Below are 22450 nucleotides of genomic sequence, written 5' to 3'. Positions count from 1 at the left end.
ACGTCATCCGGCGATCTGGCTGGTCGAGCGTTCGTGGATCGTCGCGCCGGTCTCGGCATCTATGGCGGCCAGGCTGACTTCATAGCCCCAAAGCCTGCGAATGTGACGAAGCGTGGCGTCGCGGCTGGCATCCTCGAGAAGGATGCCGTCATTGACCTTGTGCTGCAGCCGCAAATGGCGGTCGCCGAGCAGATCGACATCCACCACCTGAATGTCCGGCCGGTTCGCGCCGAGATCGTAACTGTTGGCGAGCGCGTCGCGTATCTTGCGGTAGCCGCGCTCGTCGTGGATCGAGGTGACCTGACAATGCGGTTGGTCGGCAGCGTCGCCGAGCACAAAAAACCGCCATTTCCGGATCATGGCCGGACTGAGGTACTGGCGGATAAACGATTCGTCGCGATGATCGGCCCATGCGTCAAGCAGGACCTCGCGCCAGTTGCCCTGGCCGGCGATGTCGGGAAACCAATCGCGGTCCTCGGCCGTGGGTTTGGTCGAGATGCGCTGAATGTCCTGCATCATGTCGAGGCCGAGAGCATAGGGGTTGATGCCTGAAAAGCGCGGATCGTCGAAGGCCGGCTGAAAGACCACGTTGGAATGATTGCGCAGGATTTCGAGCATGGCGCCTTCGCTGATCTGGCCGCGGTCGAACAGCATGTTCATCAGCGTATAGTGCACGAAAGTGGCACAGCCTTCGTTCATCACCTGTGTTTGCCGTTGCGGGTAAAAATATTGCGCGATGACGCGGACGATCCTGATGATCTCACGCTGCCAGGGCTCCAGGACCGGGCTGTTCTTTTCCAGGAAATAGAGCAGGTTTTCCTCAGGCAGGTTGAGCGATTTCTTCCGCTCCGGGTCCTGGCCCTTTTCGTTGGTCGCTTGCTGGGAAGGCGGCAGCGTACGCCACAAGTCGTTGTAGGAGCGCTCCTCGTATTCGAGACGCTCGCGAATTCCTTCGCGTTGCCGTTCGGACGACAGCCTCGGCGGCCGGTGATAGCGAAACACGCCCTGATCCATCAGCGCGTGAGCGGAATCGAGAACAGCCTCGACGGCGGCGAGGCCGTGCCGCTCCTCGCAACGGACTATGTAGCCCTTGGCGAAGTCCAGGTAGCCGAGGATCGCACCCGCATCCGTCCACTGTTTGAACAGCTGATTGTTCTTGAAGAAATGATTGTGCCCGAGCGCTGCATGGGCCGTCACCAAGGCCTGCAGGGCCATGGTGTTTTCCTCCATCAGATAGACGATGCAGGGATTGGAATTGATGACCAGTTCATAGGCAAGCCCTCGCCCGCCTTTGCGATAGAGCAGATCCTGGTGGAGGAAATGTTTGCCGAAAGACCAGTGACGGTACATCAATGGCATGCCGATGGACGAATAGGCGTCGAGCATTTGTTGCGACGAGATGATCTCCATCTGAACGGGATAGGTGTCCAGATGAAGCTCTTCGACCGCAAGTGCCTCGATCGCGTCATAGGCCCGCGACAATGTTTTGAAATCCCAGTCTGACCCTGAGAAAAGCAGACTGGATTTGCTCGCTTGTCTGGCCATCGGGAACCCTCACGCTCTCTTGAGGGAGGCCGGCTGCCTGCCGAAGAGCTGGCGAAAGACCGGGTAGATATCGGCGGGTGTGGCGATGCGGCTCATCTGGAAGTTCGGCCACTTCTGGTCGATGGCGTTATAGGCACGCCACAGCGACGTCCCGTTTTCGGTCGAGCCGAAAATATGGGCTTCACGCTCGTCGATGATCTCGACATAGGCAAAATATTGGCACAGCCGCATGAGTTCGCCGTTGAGCAGCGAAATGCATCGCTCTGAATCGCCGGCGAAATTGTCGCCGTCCGAGGCCTGGGCGGCATAGATGTTCCAGTCGTGGGCCGGGTAACGGCTGGCGATAATACGGTGCATTTCCTCCAGCGCGGTGGAAACGACGGTGCCGCCGCTTTGGGTGTTGTAGAAAAATGTCTCCTCGTCGACCTCCTGAGCCAGGTGCGTGTGGCGGATGAAGACAATCTCGATGCGGTCGTAGCGTCGTTTCAAGAACAGGTGCAGCAGCACGAAGAAACGCTTGGCCAGATCCTTCTCGCGCTCGCCCATGGACCCGGACACGTCCATCAGACAGAACATGACGGCATTGGCGTTCGGCACCGGCCGGGAATCGAAGCGGTTGAAGCGGATGTCGACCGGATCGACATAGGCAATCCGGCGGCGGCGTCGTTCCAGCCGGTCAAGCTCTTCGCGCAATGCCGCGATACGCTGGCGCGCGTCGACGCTGGATGGCGCCGACTCGAGCGAGGCGATTTCCTCGAGGAGGACATCCAGTTCGACCTGCTTGGGGCGCCTCAGCGCAATGCGGCGGCCGTGGCTGTTGCGCATCGTGCGGCCGACATTGATGTTGGTCGGCGAACCGGTGGCGGCGAAGCCGGCTCTGCGCGGCTTGAAGGCAAGGATCTCCTTGAGGTTGAGCTTGACCATGTCCGGGAGCTCGAGATCCTCGAAGAACAGATCGAGCACTTCCTCGCGCGACAGTACGAAACGAAAGTCGTCCTCTGATGCCTTGTTTCCCGGGGACGATGCTCCCCCGCCGCCTCCGCCGGGCTTGGGGATCAGGTCTCCGGCGGAGAAATGCCTGTTGCCCGGCAAGATGTGCTGACGCCTGCCGGTGTCGCCGGCGTTGTTGAAGCTCGGCTCGCTTGTGCCTCTTTCGGGCATGCGCACGGCGTGCTCGGAATCCGCGTCGGCAATCCTGCCGGTGCGGATCTGGTCGCGTATGCTCCGCTTCAATTCCTCGCGCGCGCGTCGGAGGAAGCGCTGGCGATTGCCGAGACTCTTGTCTTTCGGGTTCAGGCGGCGGTCGATGAAGATCGGCATGGAACCATCCGGGTTCTCTAACCCGCCCTGTTCACCCGCATGTACCAGTCCACAAGGCGACGAACCTGCCGCTCGGTGTAGCCGCGCTCGACCATCCGCTGCACGAATTCATTGTGCCGCTTTTCCGTGACGCTGTCCTGCTTGGAGCCGAAACTGATCACCGGCAGGAGGTCCTCGACCTGGCCGAACATGCGTTTCTCGATGACTTCCCGCAGCTTTTCGTAACTTGTCCACGCCGGGTTGCGGCCATGGTTTCTTGCACGGGCGCGCAGCGTGAATTTCACCACCTCGTTGCGGAAGTCCTTGGGATTGGCGATGCCGGCCGGTTTTTCGACCTGCGAAAGCTCGTTGTCCAAAACCTCGCGGTTGAGGATCTGGCCGGTGTCGGGATCCTTGTAGTCCTGGTCTTCGATCCAGGCGTCGGCATAGGCGATGTAGCGGTCGAAAAGATTCTGGCCGTACTCGCTGTACGATTCCAGATAGGCTTTCTGGATCTCATGGCCGATGAATTCGGCATACCGCGCGGCCAGCTCGGACTTGATGAACTCCAGATAGGCGGCTTCCGTCTCCTTCGGAAACTGTTCGCGCTTGATTGCCTCCTCCAGGATGTACATGAGATGCACGGGGTCGGCGGCCACCTCTTCGGTGTCATAGTTGAAGGTCTGCGACAGGATCTTGAAGGCAAAGCGCGTGCTGACGCCGGCCATGCCCTCGTCGACGCCCGCGGCGTCCCGATATTCCTGAACCGACTTGGCCTTGGGGTCGACTTCCTTGAGGTTCTCGCCATCATAGGCGCGCATCTTGGTGTAGAGCGGCGAATTGTCGTGCTCGGCCAACCGGGTCGAGACGGTAAACCGGCTGAGGATGTCCAGCACCTCTGGAGCGCAGGGACTGGCGGCCAATTCGCTCTCCCGCAGCAGTTTCTCGTAGATCTGCCGCTCTTCGGTTATCCGCAGGCAATACGGCACCTTGACCACGAGGATGCGATCGAGAAAAGCCTCATTGTTCTTGTTGTTCTTGAACTGCAGCCATTCCGACTCGTTGGAATGAGCCACGATGATCCCCTGATAGGGAAAGGCGCCGAAATTTTCGGTGCCGTTGTAGCTGCCTTCCTGGGTGGCGGTCAGCAGCGGATGCAGGACCTTGATAGGCGCCTTGAACATTTCGACGAATTCAAGCAGGCCCTGGGTGGTCCGGTTCAGTCCGCCACTATAGGAATAGGCGTCCGGATCGGATTGGCTGAAATTTTCCAATTGCCGGATATCTACCTTGCCGACCAGGGCCGAAACGTCCTGATTGTTCTCGTCGCCGGGCTCGGTCTTGGCGATGCCGATCTGGCGCAGTCGCGAAGGCATCAGCTTGACGACGCTGAACTTGGAAATGTCGCCGGAGAGTTCGTCGAGGCGCTTGGCCGCCCATGGCGAAATGAGCCCATTCAACCGGCGTCGGGCAATGCCGTATTTATCCTCCAGCAGGTCGCCCATGCGATCGGGATGGAAAAGGCCCAGCGGCGATTCGAAAACCGGGCTGACCTGGTTGCCGACCTTCAGCGTGTAGATCGGGCGCTGCTCCATCAACTTCTTCAGCCGCTCGGCAAGGGACGATTTGCCGCCGCCGACCGGGCCGAGCAAATAGAGGATTTGCTTGCGTTCCTCGAGCCCCTGCGACGCATAGCGAAAATAGCCGGCGATGCGCTCGATTGTGTCCTCCATGCCATAGAAATCGGCAAAGGAGGGGTACACTTTCAGGGTCCGGTTGGAGAATATGCGGCCGAGCCGCTCATCCTTGCTGGTGTCGACCAGGTTCGGCTCGCCGATCGCCTCGACCATCCGTTCAGGCGCTGAGGCATACATCGACTTGTCCTCGCGGCAGGCAAGGAGATATTGCTGGATGCTGATCTCTTCCTGCGTCGCGTTGGTGTAAATTTCCGAAAACAGATCGAAGACGTCAGACTGGTTCTCTCGCATGATGCTTTTGCCCTCGGAGCCGCTGTGGCTTCCATTCGGCTCACCTCGCATTCAACTGTCGGGGGGTACCGTTTGTTCCCTTCATGTGAAGAGGTGGCTACGATCATAAGGATTTGAGGCCACTCCGGGATCAAGGCGCTCGGTGCGGAGCGGTATTCAGCGCGGGTAGCGGGTGTGTGGCGAATCCCTGACTGGACGGCTGGGGCCGCCGCGTGCAGTCTTGCCTCGTCAGGAGACAGTGATGATCGATCGACGAAGCCTGATCATGGCCTCGGTGGCGGCGATGCTGCCATTGGAAGCATCGGCCGCGTCGGAAACACGCCGACCCACGCCAAAAACCTTAGACTACGGGCCGGCCAAGCTCGACATCTATGCGCCCGATGGTGCAATGGGCCTGCCGGTCGTGTTTTTCGTTCATGGCGGCACCTGGCAGTTTGGCAAACGCAGTCAGGTCGACGCCAAACCGGCCTTCCTGCTCGCCAACGGCTTCTGCTTCGTCTCCATCGATTACCGCATGTTGCCGCAGGCCGATGTCGCCACCCAGGCCGGTGACGTCGAAAAGGCCTACGCCTACATCAGGGCCAACATCGCCCGGCATGGCGGCGATCCCAACCGCATCGTCGGCATGGGCCATTCGGCCGGCTGCCATCTGATTGCGCTGACCGGCATGCGCGGCGGGTTGCCCGGCATAGCTGCGCTCATTCTCGACGACACCAGGGCCTATGATCTTGCAGCACTTGCCAAGAAGGGCGGCATGGTGCGGGCCTATGCCCGCGTCTTTTCCGATCCCGCGCAATGGGCGGCACTGTCGCCGGCCAGCCATGTCGACGGCCGCAGGCACCCGCCGACGTTCATTGCCTATTCGCGCGCCCCTGGCCGCGGCGAGGACTCCAAGGCCTTTGCCGAGCGCCTGCGCGCGACGGGCACCAAGGTTACGCTGTTCGACGGCAGCGCCTACACGCATATGTCGATCAATCGGGATTTCGGCGAGGATGGCGACGCGCTGACCGCGGCCGCGCTGGCATTCCTGAAATCGGCTGTTGGCTGATCTTTACGGCACTGGATCAGATCAAAAGTGGCGGCGGGACATTGCTGTGCGGGCGCGCCCGGGTGCAAGTGCTCTTCGATCGTGAGCGGGAGGGAATTGCATGAACGGCGCCGATGCCCTGTGTGACGTGCTTCTGGCCAATGATGTGACAGTCTGCTTCGCCAATCCCGGCACCTCCGAAATGCACTTCGTTGCAGCACTTGACCACAAGCCGAAAATGCGTTGCGTGCTCGGGCTGTTCGAGGGGGTGGTGACCGGGGCCGCCGATGGCTATGCGCGGATGACCGATCGGCCGGCCGCGACGCTGCTGCATACCGGTCCCGGCCTGGCCAACGGTCTCGCCAACATGCACAATGCCCGGCGTGCCTTCAGCCCGATGATCAACATCGTCGGCGACCACGCCTCTTACCATCTGCCGCTCGATGCCCCGCTCACCAGCGATATCGAAAGCCTTGCGGCGCCGATGTCCAACTGGGTCGGCCGCGTCAAGGGCCCGGCCGATATCGCGCCGGCAGCTGAAGCAGCCTTTCGCGCCTCGCTGACACCACCCGGCGTCGCGACGATGATCCTGCCGGCGGATGCCGCCTGGGGCGAAGTCGACGCGGTTTCGGTCGGCAAGGTGACGCTGGTGCCAGCGCCGGCCGTCGATATGGACGCCGTGCGCAAGGTCGCCGCGGCGATCCGTGCCGCTCCGGGCCGGGCAGGCATGATCGTTCGCGGAAAGGCCGCACGCGCCGATGCGCTCGCCATCGCCGGGCAAATCTCGACGGGCAGCGACGTCCGGCTGTTCGGCGAGGTTCTGATCGCACGGATGCAACGCGGGCGCGGGCGTGTCGCGCCGGCCCGCATCCCCTATCCGGTCGACGCGGCGATGGCTGTGCTCAGGGATGTCGATGTTCTGATCCTGGTCGGCGCGAAGGAGCCGGTTGCCTTCTTCGCCTATCCGGGAAAACCGGGACGGCTCGTTCGGGAAGGCTGCGAGGTGCTGACACTGGCCGCCCATGGCGAAGATCTGCATGCGGCGCTGGAGGCGCTTCGCGACGAACTTGGCATCAAGCCGCCGAAACGACAGGTCGTCGCGGCCGCTTTTCCGGACGAGGCAACGCCGAGCGGCAAGCTGACGGAAGATGCGATCGCGCTGTCGGTGGCGCGCAAACTGCCGGCCGATGCAATCATTTGCGATGAAGCGGTCACCTCGGCCAGGCGTTTCTTCGCGCTGTCGGCCTTTGCAGCGCCGCACGACTACATGGTGGGCACGGGCGGATCGATCGGCGGCGGCATCCCGATGGCGACCGGGGCGGCAATCGCCTGTCCGGACCGCAAGGTGATCAATCTCGAGGCCGATGGCAGCGGGATGTACACGGTGCAGGGATTGTGGACGCAGGCGCGGGAAAAGCTCGACGTGGTGACGATCGTGTTTTCCAACCGAACCTATGCGATCCTGCATGGCGAGATGAAGAATGTCGGCGTCGGCGCCATCGGCGAGAACGCCAGGCGCATGCTCGACCTCGACTATCCCTCGCTCGACTGGGTGTCGCTGGCCAAAGGCATGGGCGTGGAGGCGGCCCGCGCCGATACGTGCGAGCGCTTCGAGGCGCTGCTGGACAGCGCGCTGTCACGGCGCGGGCCGTTCCTCATCGAAGCGGTGCTCTGAGCGCGGCGAAAAACGATAGGCGGAACCGAGCTACCAGCGGGTCTTTTCGCCGGGAGCCGCCGGTTCGATCGCCAGCGCGTGCACGCCGGCCTTCAATTCATCGGCAAGCAGTTCATTGACGGCGCGGTGACGGTCGATGCGGCTCATGCCGGCAAAGGCGGAAGCGACGACGCGGACGCGAAAATGCGTCTCGCCGGTGCCGTCGTAAGTGCCGTGATGGTCGGAGCCGTGATGGTGGTGGCCGGCATGGAGATGGCTCTCGTTGATGATGACCAGCCTGTCCGGCGAAAATGCCTTATTGAGCTTGTCTTCCATGGTCGCCTGTATGGACATCGCCATCTCCCTTCACCAAATATCGCTGGCATCTCAGCCTGGAAACCGAAAATCGGTTTCGCGAGGGGCCGCCGCCGTGCAACAAAATCCGCCATTCGCCTGCTTTATGCCGCGATTCAGCGGTTAGGGCGATGATCGCGAAAATGTCAATTCTTGTTTCGCATCTGCGAACGCCCCATAAATGGGTAAGATGAAGCCGTACCCCAAATATTTCGAGAAGATTCGCGTCCGCCCCGACAAGGACGCGGAGCTGAAGTCGCACTCGCCGATCTGCCAGTGGGACGGCTGCAAGGAAGCGGGCACCCATCGTGCGCCGGTCGGGCGCATGAAGGAGGGCGAGTATTTCCATTTCTGCTTCGATCATGTGCGCGAGTACAACAAGGGCTTCAACTACTTTTCCGGCGTGCCGGACACCGAGGTCGCGCGCTTCCAGAAGGAAGCCATGACCGGGCACCGGCCGACCTGGAAGATGGGCGCCAACGGGGCCTCGACGCGGTCGTCGCCCGATATGGCCCAGATGCGTTCCGGCCGGGCCGGCTACTATAACCGCATGCGCGACCCGTTCGACCTGTTCAAGGGACCGAAGGATCCGCGCGAGGCGCGCGAGCGCAAGGCCAAGCCGCTTGAGGCCAAGGCGCTGGAAACGCTTGGCCTTGATACAAAGGCGACTGGCAAGGAGATCAAGGCGCGCTATAAGGAACTGGTGAAACAGCACCATCCGGATGCGAATGGTGGCGACAGAGGTTCGGAAGACCGGTTCCGCGATGTGCTGCAGGCCTATCGCGTGCTCAAACAGGCGGGCCTGTGCTGAGCGGCCATACGGTTCGTGTCGTTTTCCAACTTTCATAAGGTTGGAAAAGGCTCTAAGACCGCCCCCGGACAAAATCGATTGCCGGCGAAATCAGACGTTTCGCCCGTGGAGACGTTGAGAGATATGAACAAGGTCGATCGTGACATCGCCAACCTGCCCGACACGACGGTGTCGGTGAAGGAGAAATTCGGCTTCGAGTCCAAGATGGTGGTACCGGCCTATTCGGTGACATCGGAGCATGTGCCCGACATCGACCCGGACTATCTCTTCGACAAGAACACGACGATGGCGATCCTTGCGGGCTTTGCCTACAACCGCCGCGTCATGGTGTCGGGCTATCACGGCACCGGCAAGTCGACCCATATCGAACAGGTTGCCGCCCGGCTTAACTGGCCTTGTGTGCGCGTCAATCTCGACAGTCATGTCAGCCGTATCGATCTCGTCGGCAAGGACGCGATCGTCGTCAAGGATGGCCTGCAGATCACCGAATTCCGCGACGGCATCCTGCCCTGGGCCTACCAGCACAATGTCGCTCTGTGCTTCGACGAGTACGATGCCGGCCGTCCGGATGTGATGTTCGTCATCCAGCGCGTGCTGGAATCGTCGGGCCGGCTGACGCTGCTCGACCAGAGCCGGGTCATCCGCCCGCATCCGGCCTTCCGGTTGTTCTCGACCGCCAACACGGTCGGCCTCGGCGACACCACTGGCCTCTATCACGGCACCCAGCAGATCAACCAGGCGCAGATGGACCGCTGGTCGATCGTCACCACGCTGAACTATTTGCCGCACGACAATGAAGTCGCCATCGTGCTGGCCAAGGCCAAGCACTATCGCGACAGCAAGGGCAAGGACATCGTCAACAAGATGGTGCGCGTCGCCGACATGACGCGTTCGGCCTTCATCAACGGCGATCTGTCGACCGTGATGAGCCCGCGCACCGTGATCACCTGGGCCGAGAATGCCGAGATATTCGGCAATATCGGCATGGCGTTCCGGCTGACCTTCCTCAACAAGTGCGATGAACTGGAACGCTCGGTGGTGGCCGAGTTCTACCAGCGCGCCTTTGGCGAGGATCTGCCCGAGAGCGCCGCCAACGTGGTGCTGGGCTAAGCAGAGTCTCGATGGCGGGTCCGGGCGACAACACGCGCAACAAGTCGAAGACGGGTTCTGAAGCCGACAGCTTCAAGCGCGCCGTCACCGTCTGCATGCGCGCCATCGCCGGCGACAAGGAGCTGGAGGTCGGCTTCGCCAAGGACCGGCCGGCGCTCGCCGGCAGCCGTGCGCGTCTGCCAGAATTGCCGAAGAAGGCGTCGAAGACCGATATCGCGATCACCCGCGGCCTCGGCGATTCCATGGCGCTGAAGCGCGCCTGCCACGATGTGCGCATCCACACCAAGCTGGCGCCGGAAGGCAAGGCGGCCCGCGCCATCTATGACGCGGTCGAACAGGCTCGCGTCGAGGCGATAGGCTCACGCGCCATGCAAGGCGTCGCCGACAATATCGGCTCGATGCTGGAGGACAAATACGCCAAGGCCAACCTCGTCGACGTCAAGGACAAAGCCGACGCGCCGATCGAGGAAGCACTCGCCCTGATGGTGCGCGAGAAGCTCACCGGCCGTCCGATCCCGAAAAGCGGCGAGCGGCTGGTCGAACTCTGGCGCCCTTGGGTCGAGGAAAAGGCCAAGGCCGATCTCGACGGGTTGTCGGCCAAGCTCGGCGACCAGCAGGCGTTCGCCCGGGTCGTGCGCGAGATGCTCGCCTCCATGGAAATGGCCGAGGAACTCGGCGACGACCAGGAGACGGAAGATTCCGAGGACAATGACGACAACCAGCCGCAAGGCGAGGAGCAGAGCGAGGAGGGCGGCGAAGAGGATTCCGGCTCCGAGCAGTCGCAGTCCGAGGACGCCGAAGCTTCGGCCGATGACGAACAGTCGGCCGAGACCGAAGCCTCCGACGCCACCGCGGACGACCTGTCCGACGATGACGACGCCGATGCCGAAACGCCCGGCGAGGCGCGCCGCAACGACAATCCCTTCACCAATCTGCCGAAGGAGATCGACTACAAGGTCTTCACCACGGCTTTCGACGAGACGGTCGGGGCCGAGGAGCTGTGCGAAGAAGAAGAGCTCGACCGGCTGCGCGCCTTCCTCGACAAGCAGCTGGCCAATCTGTCCGGCGTCGTCGGGCGGTTGGCCAACCGGCTGCAGCGTCGCCTGATGGCACAACAGAACCGCTCCTGGGATTTCGACCTGGAAGAAGGTTACCTCGACCCGGCAAGGCTGGTGCGGGTCGTCATCGACCCGATGCAGCCGCTGTCGTTCAAGCAGGAGCGCGACACCAAATTTCGCGACACGGTGGTGACGCTGGTGCTCGACAATTCCGGCTCGATGCGCGGCCGGCCGATCACGGTCGCGGCAACCTGCGCCGACATATTGGCCCGCACGCTGGAGCGTTGCGGCGTCTCGGTCGAGATCCTCGGTTTCACCACGCGGGCCTGGAAGGGCGGGCAGGCGCGCGAGAAATGGCTGAAGGACGGCAAGCCGCCGAATCCTGGCCGGCTCAACGATCTGCGCCACATCATCTACAAGTCCGCCGACCATCCGTGGCGGCGGGCACGGCGCAATCTCGGCCTGATGATGCGCGAAGGCCTGCTCAAGGAAAATATCGACGGCGAGGCGCTGCTGTGGGCGCACAACCGGCTGATCGCCCGGCCCGAGCAGCGCAAGATCCTGATGATGATCTCGGACGGGGCGCCGGTCGACGATTCGACGCTGTCGGTCAATCCGGGCAATTATCTCGAGCGCCATCTGCGCGCCGTCATCGAGCTGATCGAGACGCGTTCGCCGGTGGAACTGCTGGCCATCGGCATCGGCCACGACGTCACGCGCTACTACCGCCGGGCTGTCACCATCGTCGATGCCGAGGAACTGGCCGGCGCCATGACCGAGCAGTTGGCTTCGCTGTTCGCCGAGGAAAGCGCGAAGGATACGCGACGCGGCGGTGGTATGCGGCGCGCCGGATGATTTCCAGGCGCTGCGGCTTTCAGCAGACGCTTTTCGCCGCCGTCGCCCTGCTTTCCGGCGTGGCTTCGGCGGCAGCCGGTTCGGCCGACTCTAGTTCTGTCGAACCGGTCGAAATCTCGGCCCGCCCGATCACCGAATTCCACATTGGCCGTGCCGGCAAGCAGTTCGGCCCGTTCGAATTCGTCGGCGGGCTGGAGATGACCTCGCCGACACGCGATTTCGGCGCGCTGTCGGCCTTCCGCTTCCTGAAAGCCGGCGGTGACTTCATCGGCGTTGCCGACACCGGCTTCTGGTTCTTCGGCACGGTGGTCCGCGACGCGGAAAAGCGACCCTCCGGCATCCAGAATTTCCGCATGCAGCAGATGGTCGACCAGACCGGCCGGCCGATCGACAGGAAATGGGAGGTCGATGCGGAAGGTCTCGCGGTCAAGGACGGCATCGCCACCGTCGGCTTCGAGCGCAGCCACCGCGTCGCCCAGTTCAAGATCGACTCCAACGACATGAAGGCACCCTTCAAGCCGCTGGATTTCGCCGTTCCGGCCCGCGAGCTGCGTCAGAATCGCGGCTTCGAGACCGTCACCCACGCCAATGCCAACGGCCAGCATGAGGGCGGCCTAGTCGTGGTCTCCGAGAAGAGCCTGGACAAGGCCGGCAACATCTATGCCGCCATCATCGAAGGACCGCACAAGGGCGTCTTTACCGTCAAGCGCAATGGCGATTTCGACATTACCGACGGGGCCTTCCTGCCGGATGGCGACCTATTGCTTCTGGAGCGCAGTTTCTCGATGGCCAGCGGCGTCAAGATGCGGCTGCGGCGCATCTATGGCGAAAGCGTCGAGAAGGGCGCGGTCGCCGACGGGCCGGTGCTGCTGGAGGCCGACATGGGCTACCAGATCGACAATATGGAAGGGCTCGACGTCTGGACCCGCGGCGACGGCGCGCTGATGGTGTCGCTGATCTCCGACGACAACCACTCGATCCTGCAGCGCAACCTCTATCTGGAATTCATTCTCCACCAGGATGAGCCCGCCGGCTTTACGTCCTGGTGGCGATCCAGATGACATGGCGGGCGCCACGCTTGCCGTTGGCGCGCGTACTGACCTCTTCGACCCCGAAGCCTGCCTGCTTCAGCCGCCGCGTGAAGCCGATGTCGGGGCCTTGCGACCACACTGCCAGCACGCCGCCGGGTTTCAGGGCGCTGCGTGCGGCTGCGAGGCCGTGCACGCTGTAAAGTGCGTCGTTGGATTTGTGGACGATGCCTTCCGGGCCGTTGTCGACATCGAGCAGAATGGCGTCCCAGGCCGCGGGCCGCGACCGGATCAACTGCCCGACATCGGTTTCCTGGATGGTGACGCGAGGATCGTCGAGACAGCCGTCAAAGATTTCGGCCATCGGGCCACGTGCCCAGGCGACGACGGCGGGCACCAGTTCGGCGACGACTATTCCGGCATCATTGGCCAATTCTGTGAGTGCGGCGCGCAAGGTAAAACCCATGCCAAGCCCACCGATCAGGATTGTGGGCCGGCTCTGGCCGGCAATCCGCTCGCAGGACAGTTTTGCCAGCGCTTCCTCGGAACCGCTGAGGCGGCTGTTCATCAGTTCGTTGGTGCCCAGCATGATCGAGAATTCGGTGCCGCGCCGCTTGAGGCGAAGTTCTTGTGCGCCATCCGGGATCTTGGCCGAATCGAGCTGGACCCACGGGATCATGATCTTTGTCCGACCATGATCTTTTCCGAAAACCGGGTCCCACTTTTCGGGATCATGGTTTAAGCCGCTACCGCCGGCTGGCTCCAACGGGCCGCGAGCAGACGGTAGGGGATCAACGCCACCACGGCGATGATCAGCTTCACGCTGAGGTCGCCCAGCGCCCAGGAGATCCAACGCATCGCGTCGACATGGAAGATGCCCATCAAGGGTGCGTTTTCCAACGCAAAGCCGTCGTTGGGACCAGCGAAGGCGAAGGCGGCCGAGAACGCGACGGTGAAAAACACGGCGGTGTCGAACACCGACCCGACCAGCGTGCCGATGATCGGCGCGCGCCACCAGCTCTGCCGGCGCAGCCGGTTGAAGACGGTGACATCGAGCAGTTGCGCGCTGAGGAACGCCGCTCCGGACGCGGCCGCGATACGCACCAGCCGGTCGGCGGCGGTCTCGAGTTCGATCAGGCCGTGGCGGAACAGGAAGGGCGGGACAAGGATCGAGCAGATCACCGCCGTCATGAAGCCGACAAAGACGATCCGGCGCGCCGCAGTGGGTCCGTAGCGGCGGTTGGCGAGGTCGGTGACCAGGAACGAGAAGGGATAGGTGAAGGCCCCCCAGGTCAGAAGATCGGCCAGCGAGAGGCCGCCGATCTGACCCTGCATCGGGAATTGCACGAGAATGTTCGATGCCACGACGACAAGCGCCATGGCGGCCACGAATGGCAAATACCGCGAGAAGGAAGTCATTTTTTTATCCTGGGTAATGGAACCAGCCAAGCACCATGCCCATGCGGGCGATGCTTGCCTTCGTATGTGGGCACCGGATTGCCAAAACCTTGCGGCTTCGATCCGATGCTCAGGCCAACAAGATGTTGGCCAGAGGCCAACAAGAGGTCGGCCAGGGCGGTCGTCCCCCGCCTTTGAACTGTTTTAAGCGGCAGCCTGCTCGGCGGTCTTCTTGGCGATCTGCTTTTTCAGCAAACGGGCGCGCTGCGACAATTCCTTGACGTCTGCCTTGGCCAGGAAGGCGTCGAGGCCGCCGCGATGTTCGACCGAACGCAGCGCGTTGGCCGAAATGCGCAGGCGCACGTTCTGGTTCAGCGCTTCCGAAATCAGCGTCACATTGACGAGGTTCGGCAGGAAGCGACGCTTGGTCTTGTTGTTGGCGTGGCTCACATTGTTGCCGGACATGACTGCCTTGGCAGTGAGTTCGCAGGTGCGGGACATTGTTCTAACCTTCAGTTCTCGGGTCTGCCAAACACTCAAGCCCACGCCGGGTGGCGCGCGGTTCTGGTCAGGCGGCCTTATGGAAAAAGTTGGCGTTCCATAGTTGCATTTCGCCGAGGCGTCAAGCTCCGGCTTGCCCAGCCCCTGCATTGCCCACGCCGCGCCCGGCATTTTCATATTAAGGCCGGAATTCATCCTATAAGCGGTTCCATAGGGACATGCCAGACCGGAGTTGCCCGCCTCCGGCCCAAAATCAAGGACCCGATCCCGCCATGCTTCGTTCGCCACATGCCCTTGTTGCCATGCTTGCCATAGCTTTGCCGTCCGCCGCGTCTGCTGCCTCGCCGCAGTCGTTCAAGGGCGAGTACACGGTGTCGTTTCTTGGTCTTTCGATAGCGAAATCAACGTTTTCCAGCCGCTATGAGAACGGCGCCTACGCGATCCAAGGCAGTGTCACCGCGGCCGGTCTCGCCAAGCTGTTCGACGACACGCGCGGCACGATCTCGTCCAAAGGCACGATTGCGGGCAAAAAGATGGTGCCGCAGGCATTCCGCGCCGACTACACCTCCGGCAAGAAGGCATCGGTGGTCGATATCCGCTTTGCCAATGGCAGGGTCACTTCGACGAAGGTCGTACCGGCACCAGGCAAACGCGACCCCAAGAACTGGGTACCGCTCGGTGCCGGCGACCTGGCATCGGTGCTCGATCCCATGGCCGCCACCGTCATTCATGCCGACAGTCTCGACCAGGTCTGCGGCCGCACGGTGAAGTTCTATGACGGCGAGATGCGTGCCGACCTGACGTTGACCTACGCGTCGAAAGGCACGATCTCGGTCCCGGGCTACAAGGGCGACACCGTCACCTGCCAGATGGGCTTCGAGCCGGTGGCGGGTTATCGCAAGGGCCGCAAGGCGCTCAACTATCTCAAGAACAAAAGCCGCATGATGGTGACGTTTGCACCGCTCGGCCAAACCGGCGTATATGCGCCGATCCGTGCCACGGTTGGCACGCAGATCGGCACCTTGACCATCAGCGCCGGGCGTTTCGAAGCCGTACAATAGCCAGGCGCGGAATTGGCGCGCCACTGGAGACAGAATGGGGCGCGCAACACTGATCGGCTTTTCGGCGGTCGCCATGTGGGCGTTGCTCGCACTGCTCACCGATGCGTCGGGCCAGGTGCCGCCGTTCTTGCTGTCGGCGATCACCTTCTCGATCGGCACCGGCGTCGGGCTGGTCGCGCGGCTGTTCATGCCGGCACCCGACAAGAGCCAGAAGATACCGCCGCAGGTGTGGCTGATCGGCATTGCCGGCCTGTTCGGCTATCACTTTTTCTATTTCACCGCGCTGCGCAATGCGCCGGCGGTGGAGGCGAGCCTGATCGCCTATCTGTGGCCGCTGCTGATCGTGCTCGGCTCGGCGCTGATGCCGGGCGAAAAACTGGCCTGGAACCATGTCGTCGGTGCGCTGCTCGGCCTTGCCGGCACCGTGCTGATCGTCACCAAGGGCGGTGGGCTGGCCTTCGACGCCCGCTATTCCTTCGGCTATGCCATGGCTGCCGTCTGCGCCGTCCTGTGGTCGGCCTACTCGTTGTTGTCGCGGCGTTTCCCGTCGGTGCCGACCAGCATCGTCACCTGGTTCTGCGCGGCGACCGCGGTGCTGTCGCTCGCCTGCCACCTGGCGCTGGAACAGACGATTCTGCCTGACGGTGTCGGCCAGTGGCTGGCCGTGCTCGGCCTTGGCCTGATGCCGGTGGGTGCCGCCTTCTATGCCTGGGACATCGGCGTCAAGCGCGGCAACATCCAGGTGCTGGGTGCTGCAAGCTATGCGGCGCCGCTGTTGTCGACGCTGGTGCTGATCGCGGCCGGCGTCGCCGAGCCGTCGCTGCGCATCCTCGCCGCCTGCGTGCTCATCACCGGCGGCGCGGTGCTCGCCGCAAAATCCCTGTTCCTGCGCAAGCCGGCTGCGGTCGAGAGCGGAGCCGAGGCATCCGAAAGCGGAGCCGGGGCATCCGAAGACGGAGCCAAGGCATGACGATGCCGTTTGCGGGCGGCATCGACGCCAATGCCAATGCGACACTGATTTTTTCGCTGGCGGCGGCGGTCATCTACGCCTTCACGCTTGGCATGCCGCCGACGCTGGCCCGCTCGGCCGCAAAGACGCTTGCCGTAGCGATGCTTGCCGTGCTGGCGGGGCTGCAAGGCGGCCCGCTGCTGCTGGTCGCCGCGCTCGCACTCAGCGCCGTTGGCGACGCCTTCCTGTCACGCGACGGCGAAAAGGCCTTTCTCGGCGGGCTGGCCAGTTTTCTTGTCGCTCACATCGTCTATGTCGCGCTGTTCCTGCGCAGCGGTGGCGGGTTGGGAGTGCTTGGCGCCGAGCCGTGGCGCGGAGCGATCGCGCTCGCCATGGCGGTGTTCGTGGTCATCGTGCTGGCGGCGCTGTGGCGTCGTGTCGGTCCCAGCCTGCGTATCCCGATCACCGTCTATATCGCCGCGATCCTGGCAATGGGCATCTCGGCGCTGACAACAAGCAATATGTGGGTGATCGGTGGCGCCGTGCTGTTCATGGCATCGGACGGGCTGCTCGCCACGGAGAAATTCCTGGTCGCCGCCATCTCGCCCCACCGCGCCTGGATGCGCTTCGCCGTCTGGGCGCTGTACTACGCCGCCCAGCTCGCGACCACGCTAGGCTTCCTGCTAAATTAGGGCTCTTGCCAAGTTAGGATTGTCCAGGCTGCCAGCCGGGTGCCGCCAGTTCAAAGGCCGCAAACTCGAAGCCCGGCGCGACGGTGCAGCCGACCAGCGTCCATTCGCCCAGGCTGCGCGCCGATTGCCACCAGCCTGCGGGCACGACGATCTGCGGCCGCTCACCGGCTGCGAGATCGATACCGAGGACTTGTTCTATGACCTGATCAACCTTCGGGCTGCCTTCTTCCCACATCGACAGCGCCAGCGGGGCGCCGGCATGGAAATGCCAGACCTCGGCGGCATCCTTGACCCGGTGCCAGGCCGAAACCTGATGCTCCTCAAGCAGGAAATAGATGGCAGTCGAATGGCCGCGCGCGCCGCCGGTGCCATCGCGAAAGGTCTCGGCATACCAGCCGCCTTCCGGATGCGGCTTCAGCCCGAGCGTCGCGATAATTTCTGCGGAGCTGGTCATGGCGACGATACCACCGGGCCTAGAAATTGTCCTTGCGCTTGCGGATTTCGGCAAAGACCTCGGCGTCCGAAGCTTTCTCCAGCCCCAGATGCTTGCGGATCGCCGGATCGTGCCAGCGCAGGAAGGGATTGGTCGACAGCTCCTCGCCGATCGTCGTCGGCAGCGTCGGCTTATTGTCGGCGCGCAGCTTTTCGATCTTGGCGGCGCGTTCCTTCAATGCCGAATTCGTCGGGTCGACGGTCAGCGCGAAACGGGCGTTGGCGAGCGTGTATTCATGACCGCAATAAATAATCGTTTCGGCCGGAAGCGCGGCCAGCTTCTTCAGCGAATCGTACATCACCGGCGGCTTGCATTCGAACAGCCGTCCGCAACCCAGCGCAAACAGCGTGTCGGCGGTGAACGCCACACCCGAAGCCGGCAAATAGTAGGAAACGTGGCCGGCGGTGTGGCCGGGCGTGGCGATGACTTCGATCTTTTCATCGCCAAGATGGAGGACCGAGCCGTCTTCGACGGTTTCGTCGATGCCGGGGATATTGGCCTTTTCCGCTTCCGGGCCGACGATGCGCAGCTTGAAGCGCTCCTTCAACGCAAGATTGGCCTCGACGTGATCCATGTGATGATGCGTGGTCAGGATCATCGTCGGCGTCCAGCCGGTGCGCTTTATCGCGGCCAGGATAGGCGCTTCCTCGGGCGCGTCGATGATCGCGGTCTGGCCGCTTTTGGGATCATGCACCAGCACGCCGAAATTGTCGCTGCGGCACATGAACTGTTCGATTTCGACCGGCATCGCATCTCTCCGTTTATGGCCGCAGACATAGGGCGCCGGCGCGTGGATGTCATCCTGGATGTTGAAGACATCCTGGATGTGAGCAACATTCCGGGACGTTGAACAACATCCCGCAATGTCTAGTGACATTCCCGGAATGCCAGGTCGTCGCGGCCTGTTGTTGAAACCCGCCGATATCGCGGCTACATCCCTGCCATGCATTCCGACATCGTCGATCTTCGCTCCTTCTATTCGACAACACTCGGCCGTTTCGCCGAGCGTTCGATCACCATGGCGTTGTCGTCGATATGGGCGGTCGTGCCCAACGAGCGGCTGGTTGGTCTGGGCTACACCTTGCCGTGGCTGGAGAGGTTCGGCTGCGACGCCGAGCGGGTCTTCGCCTTCATGCCGGCGACGCAGGGCGCGGTGGTGTGGCCGGCGACAGGGCCGACGGCGACGGCACTGGTCTTCGACGAGGAACTGCCGCTGGTCGATTCCTGCATCGACCGCATGCTGCTCGTCCATTCGCTCGAACATGTCGAGAACCCACGTGAGACGCTGAACGAGATCTGGCGCGTGCTGTCGCCGGCTGGCCGGGTCGTCATCGTCGTGCCCAACCGGCGCGGTGTCTGGGCGCGCTTCGAGCACACCCCATTCGGCAATGGCCGGCCCTTTTCGCGCGGCCAGCTAACCGAATTGCTGCGCGAGGCGAATTTTACGCCCGCCGCCTGGTCCGATGCGCTGTTCTTTCCGCCGTCGAGGCGCCGTTTCATGATGCGCTTCCACAATGTGCTGGAGCGCGCCGGCCGGCGGCTGTGGCCGATCTTTTCCGGCGTCATCGTCGTCGAGGCGCAGAAACGGCTCTATCAAGGCGTGCCCGTCGTCCAGCGCGCCTCGCGCCGCGTCTTCGTGCCGGTGCTGTCGCCGCATGGCGCCACCCGGCTTGGCCGTCACAAAGCCGGTGCCGAGCCCTCGGCTGCGCGGGTGACGGCTTCGTGATCACGGCAAGCGTGCCTGACGTCGTTTCCCTGCCTATCTGTCGCAAGCGGACCGACAGTTTATCCGGCAGCCCATACGAACGCCTGTCAAGTTTCTCCATCCGGTTTCAGCACTGACGCAAGGACCTCGGCCATGGCTGATCAACCGGACAATGCCGCCGCCGTTCAGCCGGTTGCCGTGGCGGTCGAAGCCAGCAGCCTGCGCGATCAGCTGATGACGATCCGGCGGGCGCTGGCGGGATCGCCGGTTCGCAAATGGTTGCAGTGGACATCGGTCGGCATCATGGCCGTGATCATCGCAACGTCGATCGGCCAGGTTCTGCTCAACCGCTGGAACCAGCCTTTCTACGATGCGCTTGCGCGCCGCGACATGGCGGCCTTCCTGCACCAGCTCCTCGTCTTCGCGATGATCGCCGGCGGGCTGCTGGTGCTCAATATCGGCCAGACCTGGCTCAACCAGATGATCAGGCTCAAACTGCGCGAGGCGCTGACGCTGGATCTGATCGATCAGTGGATGCGGCCGGCGCGCGCCTTCCGGTTGGCCAATGCCGGCGCCATCGGCGTCAATCCCGACCAGCGCATGCAGCAGGACGCCGCGCATCTGTCCGACCTGTCAACCGATCTCGGCGTCGGCCTGCTGCAGTCGTGCATCCTGCTGGTGTCCTTCGTCGGGGTGCTGTGGGAGCTGTCCTCGGGCTTCGTGTTCCACATCGGCGGGACCTCGCTGGCCATACCGGGCTACATGGTCTGGGCCGCCATCCTTTACGCCGGCATCGCCTCCTGGCTGAGCTGGCTGGTCGGGCGCCCGCTCATCCGCCTGAACAGCGACCGCTATACACGCGAAGCCGAGCTGCGCTCCTCGATGGTGCGCGTCAACGAGAATGTCGATGCCATTGCGTTGTATCATGGCGAGGCCGACGCCAGGCGGCGGCTCGAACTCGATCTCGGCACGGTGCTGGGCGCCATGCGGCGCATCTACGCCGCCCAGATCAACCTGTCCTGGGTGACCGACACCTATGGCTGGATCACCGTCGTGGCGCCCATACTGGTCGCTTCGCCGGTCTATTTCTCAGGTGATATCAGCTTTGGCGGGCTGATGATGGCGGTCGGCGCCTTCAACCAGGTCCACTCCTCCTTGCGCTGGTTCATCAACAACATCGGCAGTATCGCCGATTGGCGCGCCACGCTGATGCGCGTGGCCGATTTCCGCATCGCGCTCGATGAAACCGATGCGCTGCACGACACGGAAAAGCGCATCGCCTTCGGCCAAAACGTCAATGGCAGCCTGACTTTCGAGAAGCTCGAAGTGACCTCGCCGGAGGGTTGCACCAGACTCGCCGACTCGCATGTCGAAATCCGCCCCGGCGAGCGCGTCATGATCACCGGCGACCCCGGTGCGGGCAAGACGCTGTTCTTTCGTGCCATTGCCGGCCTGTGGCCATGGGGAAGCGGCCGGATCGGCCTGCCGGCGGGAGAAACCCCCATATTCGTGCCGCGCGTGCCTTATTTTCCGGTCGGCACGTTGCGCGAAGTCCTCGATCACCCGAACGGGCCCGCGCCGGCGAACGATGCCGACATTTCGGCGGTGCTGGCCGAGGTCGGTCTGGGACGGCTATCCTCGTCGCTCGACCGCGCCGGGCGTTGGGACCATGAGTTGGGCGATGACGAACAACGCTCGCTGGCCTTCGCCAGGCTCGCGTTGCGGCAGCCGAAATGGGTGATCATCGATGAGGCGCTGGATGCGTTCGACGGCCCATCGCTAAGACGCGTGCTGTCGATGCTCGATAAGCGTTTGCCGGGGACAGCGATCCTCAACATCGGGCGCGGCCAGCACAACAACCACTTCTTCCCGCGCGCGTTGACGATCATCAAGGATTCCGGTGCGCCAGCCCTGAAGCCCGCCCGCGTCAGAGCCGGCGCGATCGAACCGCCGCCAGCCGCCGCTCGTCGCAAGAAATGAGCTGATTTCCGGGCGAGGGAAGCAGAGCTTTATTTTGCCGCGATCGCGAGGGAAGCTCCTCGGGAGAAACAATCTTGGCGACGGCCATGCTTGATGCTCTGCGCCTGCTTGCCTGTCTTGCCTGCGCCCAGGCTGCCCCGGCCGCCTCGCCGCCGGATGCGCTCGCCGTCGACGTCGAGCTGGTGCTGGCGGTCGACATCTCGCTGTCGATGGACGAGAAGGAGTTCGCCCTGCAGCGGGCCGGTTATGTCGAGGCGCTGCGGCATCCCGACTTCATCAAGGCTGTCCGCGCCGGCGCCAAGGGCCGCATAGCGCTGACCTATTTCGAATGGGCCGGCACGGTGCGCGACGACGCGGTCATCGGCTGGCAGATTATCGATAGTGCCGAGAGCGCGAACAGCTTTGCCGACAAGGTCGCGGCTCGTCCGTTCCGCAGCTTTCGCGGCACTTCGATTTCCGGCGCGCTGGCCTTCGGCACCGAGCTTTTCGACCGCACGTCTTTCCAGGGCGAACGCAGCGTCATCGACATTTCGGGCGACGGACCGAACAATATCGGGCCGCCGGTCACCGCGACGCGTGATGCGGCGACTGCCAAAGGCATCATCGTCAACGGCCTGCCGATCCTGATCAGCCCGTCGCCCACCTTCAGCCATCTCGACCAGTATTATGCGCAGTGCGTGATCGGCGGACCCGGTTCCTTCGTGCTGCCTATCTATGCCGCCGCCGAGTTTTCGACAGCCATCCGGCGCAAGCTGCTCCTGGAAGTGAGCGGCATTCAGGACGAGGTGGGAAGCATCCCCGTCGACGCGGCGACGCCGATAGACTGCCTGCAAGGCGAACGGGACAGGCGGTTTCTATCGGATCCGTATTTTCCCGAACTTGACCGTTGAGCTCTCGACAGAGGGGTTAACGCGATCCGGAGGAAAAACCGTTCCACAATTT

General features: G+C 62.9%; 21 protein-coding genes. 12 read left to right on the top strand and 9 right to left on the bottom strand.

Going from position 1 to position 22450, the window contains the following annotated elements:
- Nucleotides 1-3: 3 nt before the first annotated feature.
- The 3 genes from NKI21_RS23375 to NKI21_RS23365 are packed head-to-tail and all read right to left on the bottom strand — an operon-like array spanning nucleotide 4 to nucleotide 4832.
- Nucleotides 4-1545, bottom strand: coding sequence for a SpoVR family protein (locus NKI21_RS23375; protein ID WP_023811068.1), 1542 nt, complete (start codon nucleotides 1543-1545; stop codon nucleotides 4-6).
- Between the two features lie 9 nt (nucleotides 1546-1554).
- Complete coding sequence (locus NKI21_RS23370; RefSeq protein WP_352441756.1) at nucleotides 1555-2865, bottom strand: YeaH/YhbH family protein; 1311 nt, start codon at nucleotides 2863-2865, stop codon at nucleotides 1555-1557.
- Between the two features lie 17 nt (nucleotides 2866-2882).
- Nucleotides 2883-4832, bottom strand: a complete 1950-nt coding sequence (locus tag NKI21_RS23365) for a PrkA family serine protein kinase (protein ID WP_352441755.1) — start codon at nucleotides 4830-4832, stop codon at nucleotides 2883-2885.
- Between the two features lie 241 nt (nucleotides 4833-5073).
- Here NKI21_RS23365 and NKI21_RS23360 point away from each other — a divergent pair, with 241 nt between their 5' ends.
- The gene (locus NKI21_RS23360) at nucleotides 5074-5880 is read left to right on the top strand and encodes an alpha/beta hydrolase (protein WP_352441754.1); all 807 of its coding nucleotides are present in this window, start codon (nucleotides 5074-5076) and stop codon (nucleotides 5878-5880) included.
- Between the two features lie 100 nt (nucleotides 5881-5980).
- A complete protein-coding gene (locus NKI21_RS23355) occupies nucleotides 5981-7534 on the top strand; it encodes an acetolactate synthase large subunit (protein WP_352441753.1) in 1554 nt (517 codons plus the stop codon).
- A 30-nt stretch (nucleotides 7535-7564) separates the two neighbouring features.
- Here NKI21_RS23355 and NKI21_RS23350 read toward each other — a convergent pair whose 3' ends face one another.
- A complete protein-coding gene (locus NKI21_RS23350) occupies nucleotides 7565-7867 on the bottom strand; it encodes a BolA family protein (protein WP_013529365.1) in 303 nt (100 codons plus the stop codon).
- A gap of 181 nt (nucleotides 7868-8048) precedes the next feature.
- On the opposite strand from NKI21_RS23350, the gene NKI21_RS23345 reads away from it, so the two are divergent.
- From NKI21_RS23345 to NKI21_RS23330, 4 genes are all read left to right on the top strand, one after another.
- Nucleotides 8049-8678: a J domain-containing protein gene (locus tag NKI21_RS23345; RefSeq protein WP_032909134.1), complete on the top strand. Its 630-nt coding sequence runs from the start codon at nucleotides 8049-8051 to the stop codon at nucleotides 8676-8678.
- Nucleotides 8679-8801: 123 nt separating this feature from the next.
- The gene (gene cobS / locus NKI21_RS23340) at nucleotides 8802-9788 is read left to right on the top strand and encodes a cobaltochelatase subunit CobS (RefSeq protein ID WP_023811073.1); all 987 of its coding nucleotides are present in this window, start codon (nucleotides 8802-8804) and stop codon (nucleotides 9786-9788) included.
- 11 nt (nucleotides 9789-9799) lie between these two features.
- Nucleotides 9800-11701 (top strand): cobaltochelatase subunit CobT, encoded by a 1902-nt coding sequence (gene cobT / locus NKI21_RS23335; RefSeq protein ID WP_352441752.1) that lies wholly within the window; start codon nucleotides 9800-9802, stop codon nucleotides 11699-11701.
- A complete protein-coding gene (locus NKI21_RS23330; protein ID WP_352441751.1) occupies nucleotides 11698-12762 on the top strand; it encodes an esterase-like activity of phytase family protein in 1065 nt (354 codons plus the stop codon). The genes cobT and NKI21_RS23330 overlap by 4 nt, the downstream gene beginning before the upstream one ends.
- On the opposite strand, the gene NKI21_RS23325 is transcribed toward NKI21_RS23330, so the two are convergent.
- From NKI21_RS23325 to rpmB, 3 genes are all read right to left on the bottom strand, one after another.
- Nucleotides 12737-13408, bottom strand: coding sequence for a spermidine synthase family protein (locus NKI21_RS23325; protein WP_352441750.1), 672 nt, complete (start codon nucleotides 13406-13408; stop codon nucleotides 12737-12739). The genes NKI21_RS23330 and NKI21_RS23325 overlap by 26 nt on opposite strands.
- A gap of 59 nt (nucleotides 13409-13467) precedes the next feature.
- A complete protein-coding gene (locus NKI21_RS23320) occupies nucleotides 13468-14148 on the bottom strand; it encodes a queuosine precursor transporter (protein WP_352441749.1) in 681 nt (226 codons plus the stop codon).
- Between the two features lie 183 nt (nucleotides 14149-14331).
- Nucleotides 14332-14628 carry a 50S ribosomal protein L28 gene (gene rpmB, locus NKI21_RS23315; RefSeq protein ID WP_013529373.1) on the bottom strand — a complete coding sequence of 99 codons (297 nt, stop codon included), beginning with the start codon at nucleotides 14626-14628 and terminating at the stop codon, nucleotides 14332-14334.
- 272 nt (nucleotides 14629-14900) lie between these two features.
- Here rpmB and NKI21_RS23310 point away from each other — a divergent pair, with 272 nt between their 5' ends.
- The 3 genes from NKI21_RS23310 to NKI21_RS23300 are packed head-to-tail and all read left to right on the top strand — an operon-like array spanning nucleotide 14901 to nucleotide 17330.
- Entirely contained in the window at nucleotides 14901-15689 is a 789-nt protein-coding gene (locus NKI21_RS23310) for a DUF3108 domain-containing protein (protein WP_023811078.1), read from the top strand.
- A gap of 34 nt (nucleotides 15690-15723) precedes the next feature.
- Complete coding sequence (gene yddG, locus NKI21_RS23305) at nucleotides 15724-16659, top strand: aromatic amino acid exporter YddG (RefSeq protein WP_352441748.1); 936 nt, start codon at nucleotides 15724-15726, stop codon at nucleotides 16657-16659.
- Nucleotides 16656-17330, top strand: coding sequence for a lysoplasmalogenase family protein (locus NKI21_RS23300; protein WP_128304673.1), 675 nt, complete (start codon nucleotides 16656-16658; stop codon nucleotides 17328-17330). The genes yddG and NKI21_RS23300 overlap by 4 nt, the downstream gene beginning before the upstream one ends.
- A 13-nt stretch (nucleotides 17331-17343) precedes the next feature.
- On the opposite strand, the gene NKI21_RS23295 is transcribed toward NKI21_RS23300, so the two are convergent.
- On the bottom strand, nucleotides 17344-17784 hold the full coding sequence (locus tag NKI21_RS23295) for a cupin domain-containing protein (RefSeq protein WP_128304672.1): 441 nt from the start codon (nucleotides 17782-17784) through the stop codon (nucleotides 17344-17346).
- A gap of 19 nt (nucleotides 17785-17803) precedes the next feature.
- Nucleotides 17804-18571, bottom strand: coding sequence for a hydroxyacylglutathione hydrolase (gene gloB / locus NKI21_RS23290; RefSeq protein ID WP_128304700.1), 768 nt, complete (start codon nucleotides 18569-18571; stop codon nucleotides 17804-17806).
- 195 nt (nucleotides 18572-18766) lie between these two features.
- Between gloB and NKI21_RS23285 the strand changes: the two genes are divergently transcribed.
- The 3 genes from NKI21_RS23285 (at nucleotide 18767) to NKI21_RS23275 (ending at nucleotide 22398) form a co-directional block, all read left to right on the top strand.
- Complete coding sequence (locus tag NKI21_RS23285; RefSeq protein WP_023811083.1) at nucleotides 18767-19549, top strand: class I SAM-dependent methyltransferase; 783 nt, start codon at nucleotides 18767-18769, stop codon at nucleotides 19547-19549.
- 132 nt (nucleotides 19550-19681) lie between these two features.
- A complete protein-coding gene (locus NKI21_RS23280; RefSeq protein ID WP_352631937.1) occupies nucleotides 19682-21508 on the top strand; it encodes an ABC transporter ATP-binding protein/permease in 1827 nt (608 codons plus the stop codon).
- Nucleotides 21509-21594: 86 nt separating this feature from the next.
- A complete protein-coding gene (locus tag NKI21_RS23275) occupies nucleotides 21595-22398 on the top strand; it encodes a DUF1194 domain-containing protein (RefSeq protein ID WP_352867518.1) in 804 nt (267 codons plus the stop codon).
- Nucleotides 22399-22450 lie beyond the last annotated feature (52 nt).

The organism is Mesorhizobium sp. M0715 (assembly GCF_040320355.1).
GTDB lineage: Bacteria > Pseudomonadota > Alphaproteobacteria > Rhizobiales > Rhizobiaceae > Mesorhizobium.
Note: the sequence above shows the minus strand (reverse complement) of the source record. Positions and strands in the feature narration are given on the sequence as shown.

Bases quoted from the DNA above. Each gene is read 5' to 3' on its own strand.
- NKI21_RS23375 (WP_023811068.1), bottom strand. From the start codon at position 1,545: ATGGCCAGACAAGCGAGCAAATCCAGTCTGCTTTTCTCAGGGTCAGAC.
- NKI21_RS23370 (WP_352441756.1), bottom strand. From the start codon at position 2,865: ATGCCGATCTTCATCGACCGCCGCCTGAACCCGAAAGACAAGAGTCTC.
- NKI21_RS23365 (WP_352441755.1), bottom strand. From the start codon at position 4,832: ATGCGAGAGAACCAGTCTGACGTCTTCGATCTGTTTTCGGAAATTTAC.
- NKI21_RS23360 (WP_352441754.1), top strand. From the start codon at position 5,074: ATGATCGATCGACGAAGCCTGATCATGGCCTCGGTGGCGGCGATGCTG.
- NKI21_RS23355 (WP_352441753.1), top strand. From the start codon at position 5,981: ATGAACGGCGCCGATGCCCTGTGTGACGTGCTTCTGGCCAATGATGTG.
- NKI21_RS23350 (WP_013529365.1), bottom strand. From the start codon at position 7,867: ATGTCCATACAGGCGACCATGGAAGACAAGCTCAATAAGGCATTTTCG.
- NKI21_RS23345 (WP_032909134.1), top strand. From the start codon at position 8,049: ATGGGTAAGATGAAGCCGTACCCCAAATATTTCGAGAAGATTCGCGTC.
- cobS (WP_023811073.1), top strand. From the start codon at position 8,802: ATGAACAAGGTCGATCGTGACATCGCCAACCTGCCCGACACGACGGTG.
- cobT (WP_352441752.1), top strand. From the start codon at position 9,800: ATGGCGGGTCCGGGCGACAACACGCGCAACAAGTCGAAGACGGGTTCT.
- NKI21_RS23330 (WP_352441751.1), top strand. From the start codon at position 11,698: ATGATTTCCAGGCGCTGCGGCTTTCAGCAGACGCTTTTCGCCGCCGTC.
- NKI21_RS23325 (WP_352441750.1), bottom strand. From the start codon at position 13,408: ATGATCCCGTGGGTCCAGCTCGATTCGGCCAAGATCCCGGATGGCGCA.
- NKI21_RS23320 (WP_352441749.1), bottom strand. From the start codon at position 14,148: ATGACTTCCTTCTCGCGGTATTTGCCATTCGTGGCCGCCATGGCGCTT.
- rpmB (WP_013529373.1), bottom strand. From the start codon at position 14,628: ATGTCCCGCACCTGCGAACTCACTGCCAAGGCAGTCATGTCCGGCAAC.
- NKI21_RS23310 (WP_023811078.1), top strand. From the start codon at position 14,901: ATGCTTCGTTCGCCACATGCCCTTGTTGCCATGCTTGCCATAGCTTTG.
- yddG (WP_352441748.1), top strand. From the start codon at position 15,724: ATGGGGCGCGCAACACTGATCGGCTTTTCGGCGGTCGCCATGTGGGCG.
- NKI21_RS23300 (WP_128304673.1), top strand. From the start codon at position 16,656: ATGACGATGCCGTTTGCGGGCGGCATCGACGCCAATGCCAATGCGACA.
- NKI21_RS23295 (WP_128304672.1), bottom strand. From the start codon at position 17,784: ATGACCAGCTCCGCAGAAATTATCGCGACGCTCGGGCTGAAGCCGCAT.
- gloB (WP_128304700.1), bottom strand. From the start codon at position 18,571: ATGCCGGTCGAAATCGAACAGTTCATGTGCCGCAGCGACAATTTCGGC.
- NKI21_RS23285 (WP_023811083.1), top strand. From the start codon at position 18,767: ATGCATTCCGACATCGTCGATCTTCGCTCCTTCTATTCGACAACACTC.
- NKI21_RS23280 (WP_352631937.1), top strand. From the start codon at position 19,682: ATGGCTGATCAACCGGACAATGCCGCCGCCGTTCAGCCGGTTGCCGTG.
- NKI21_RS23275 (WP_352867518.1), top strand. From the start codon at position 21,595: ATGCTTGATGCTCTGCGCCTGCTTGCCTGTCTTGCCTGCGCCCAGGCT.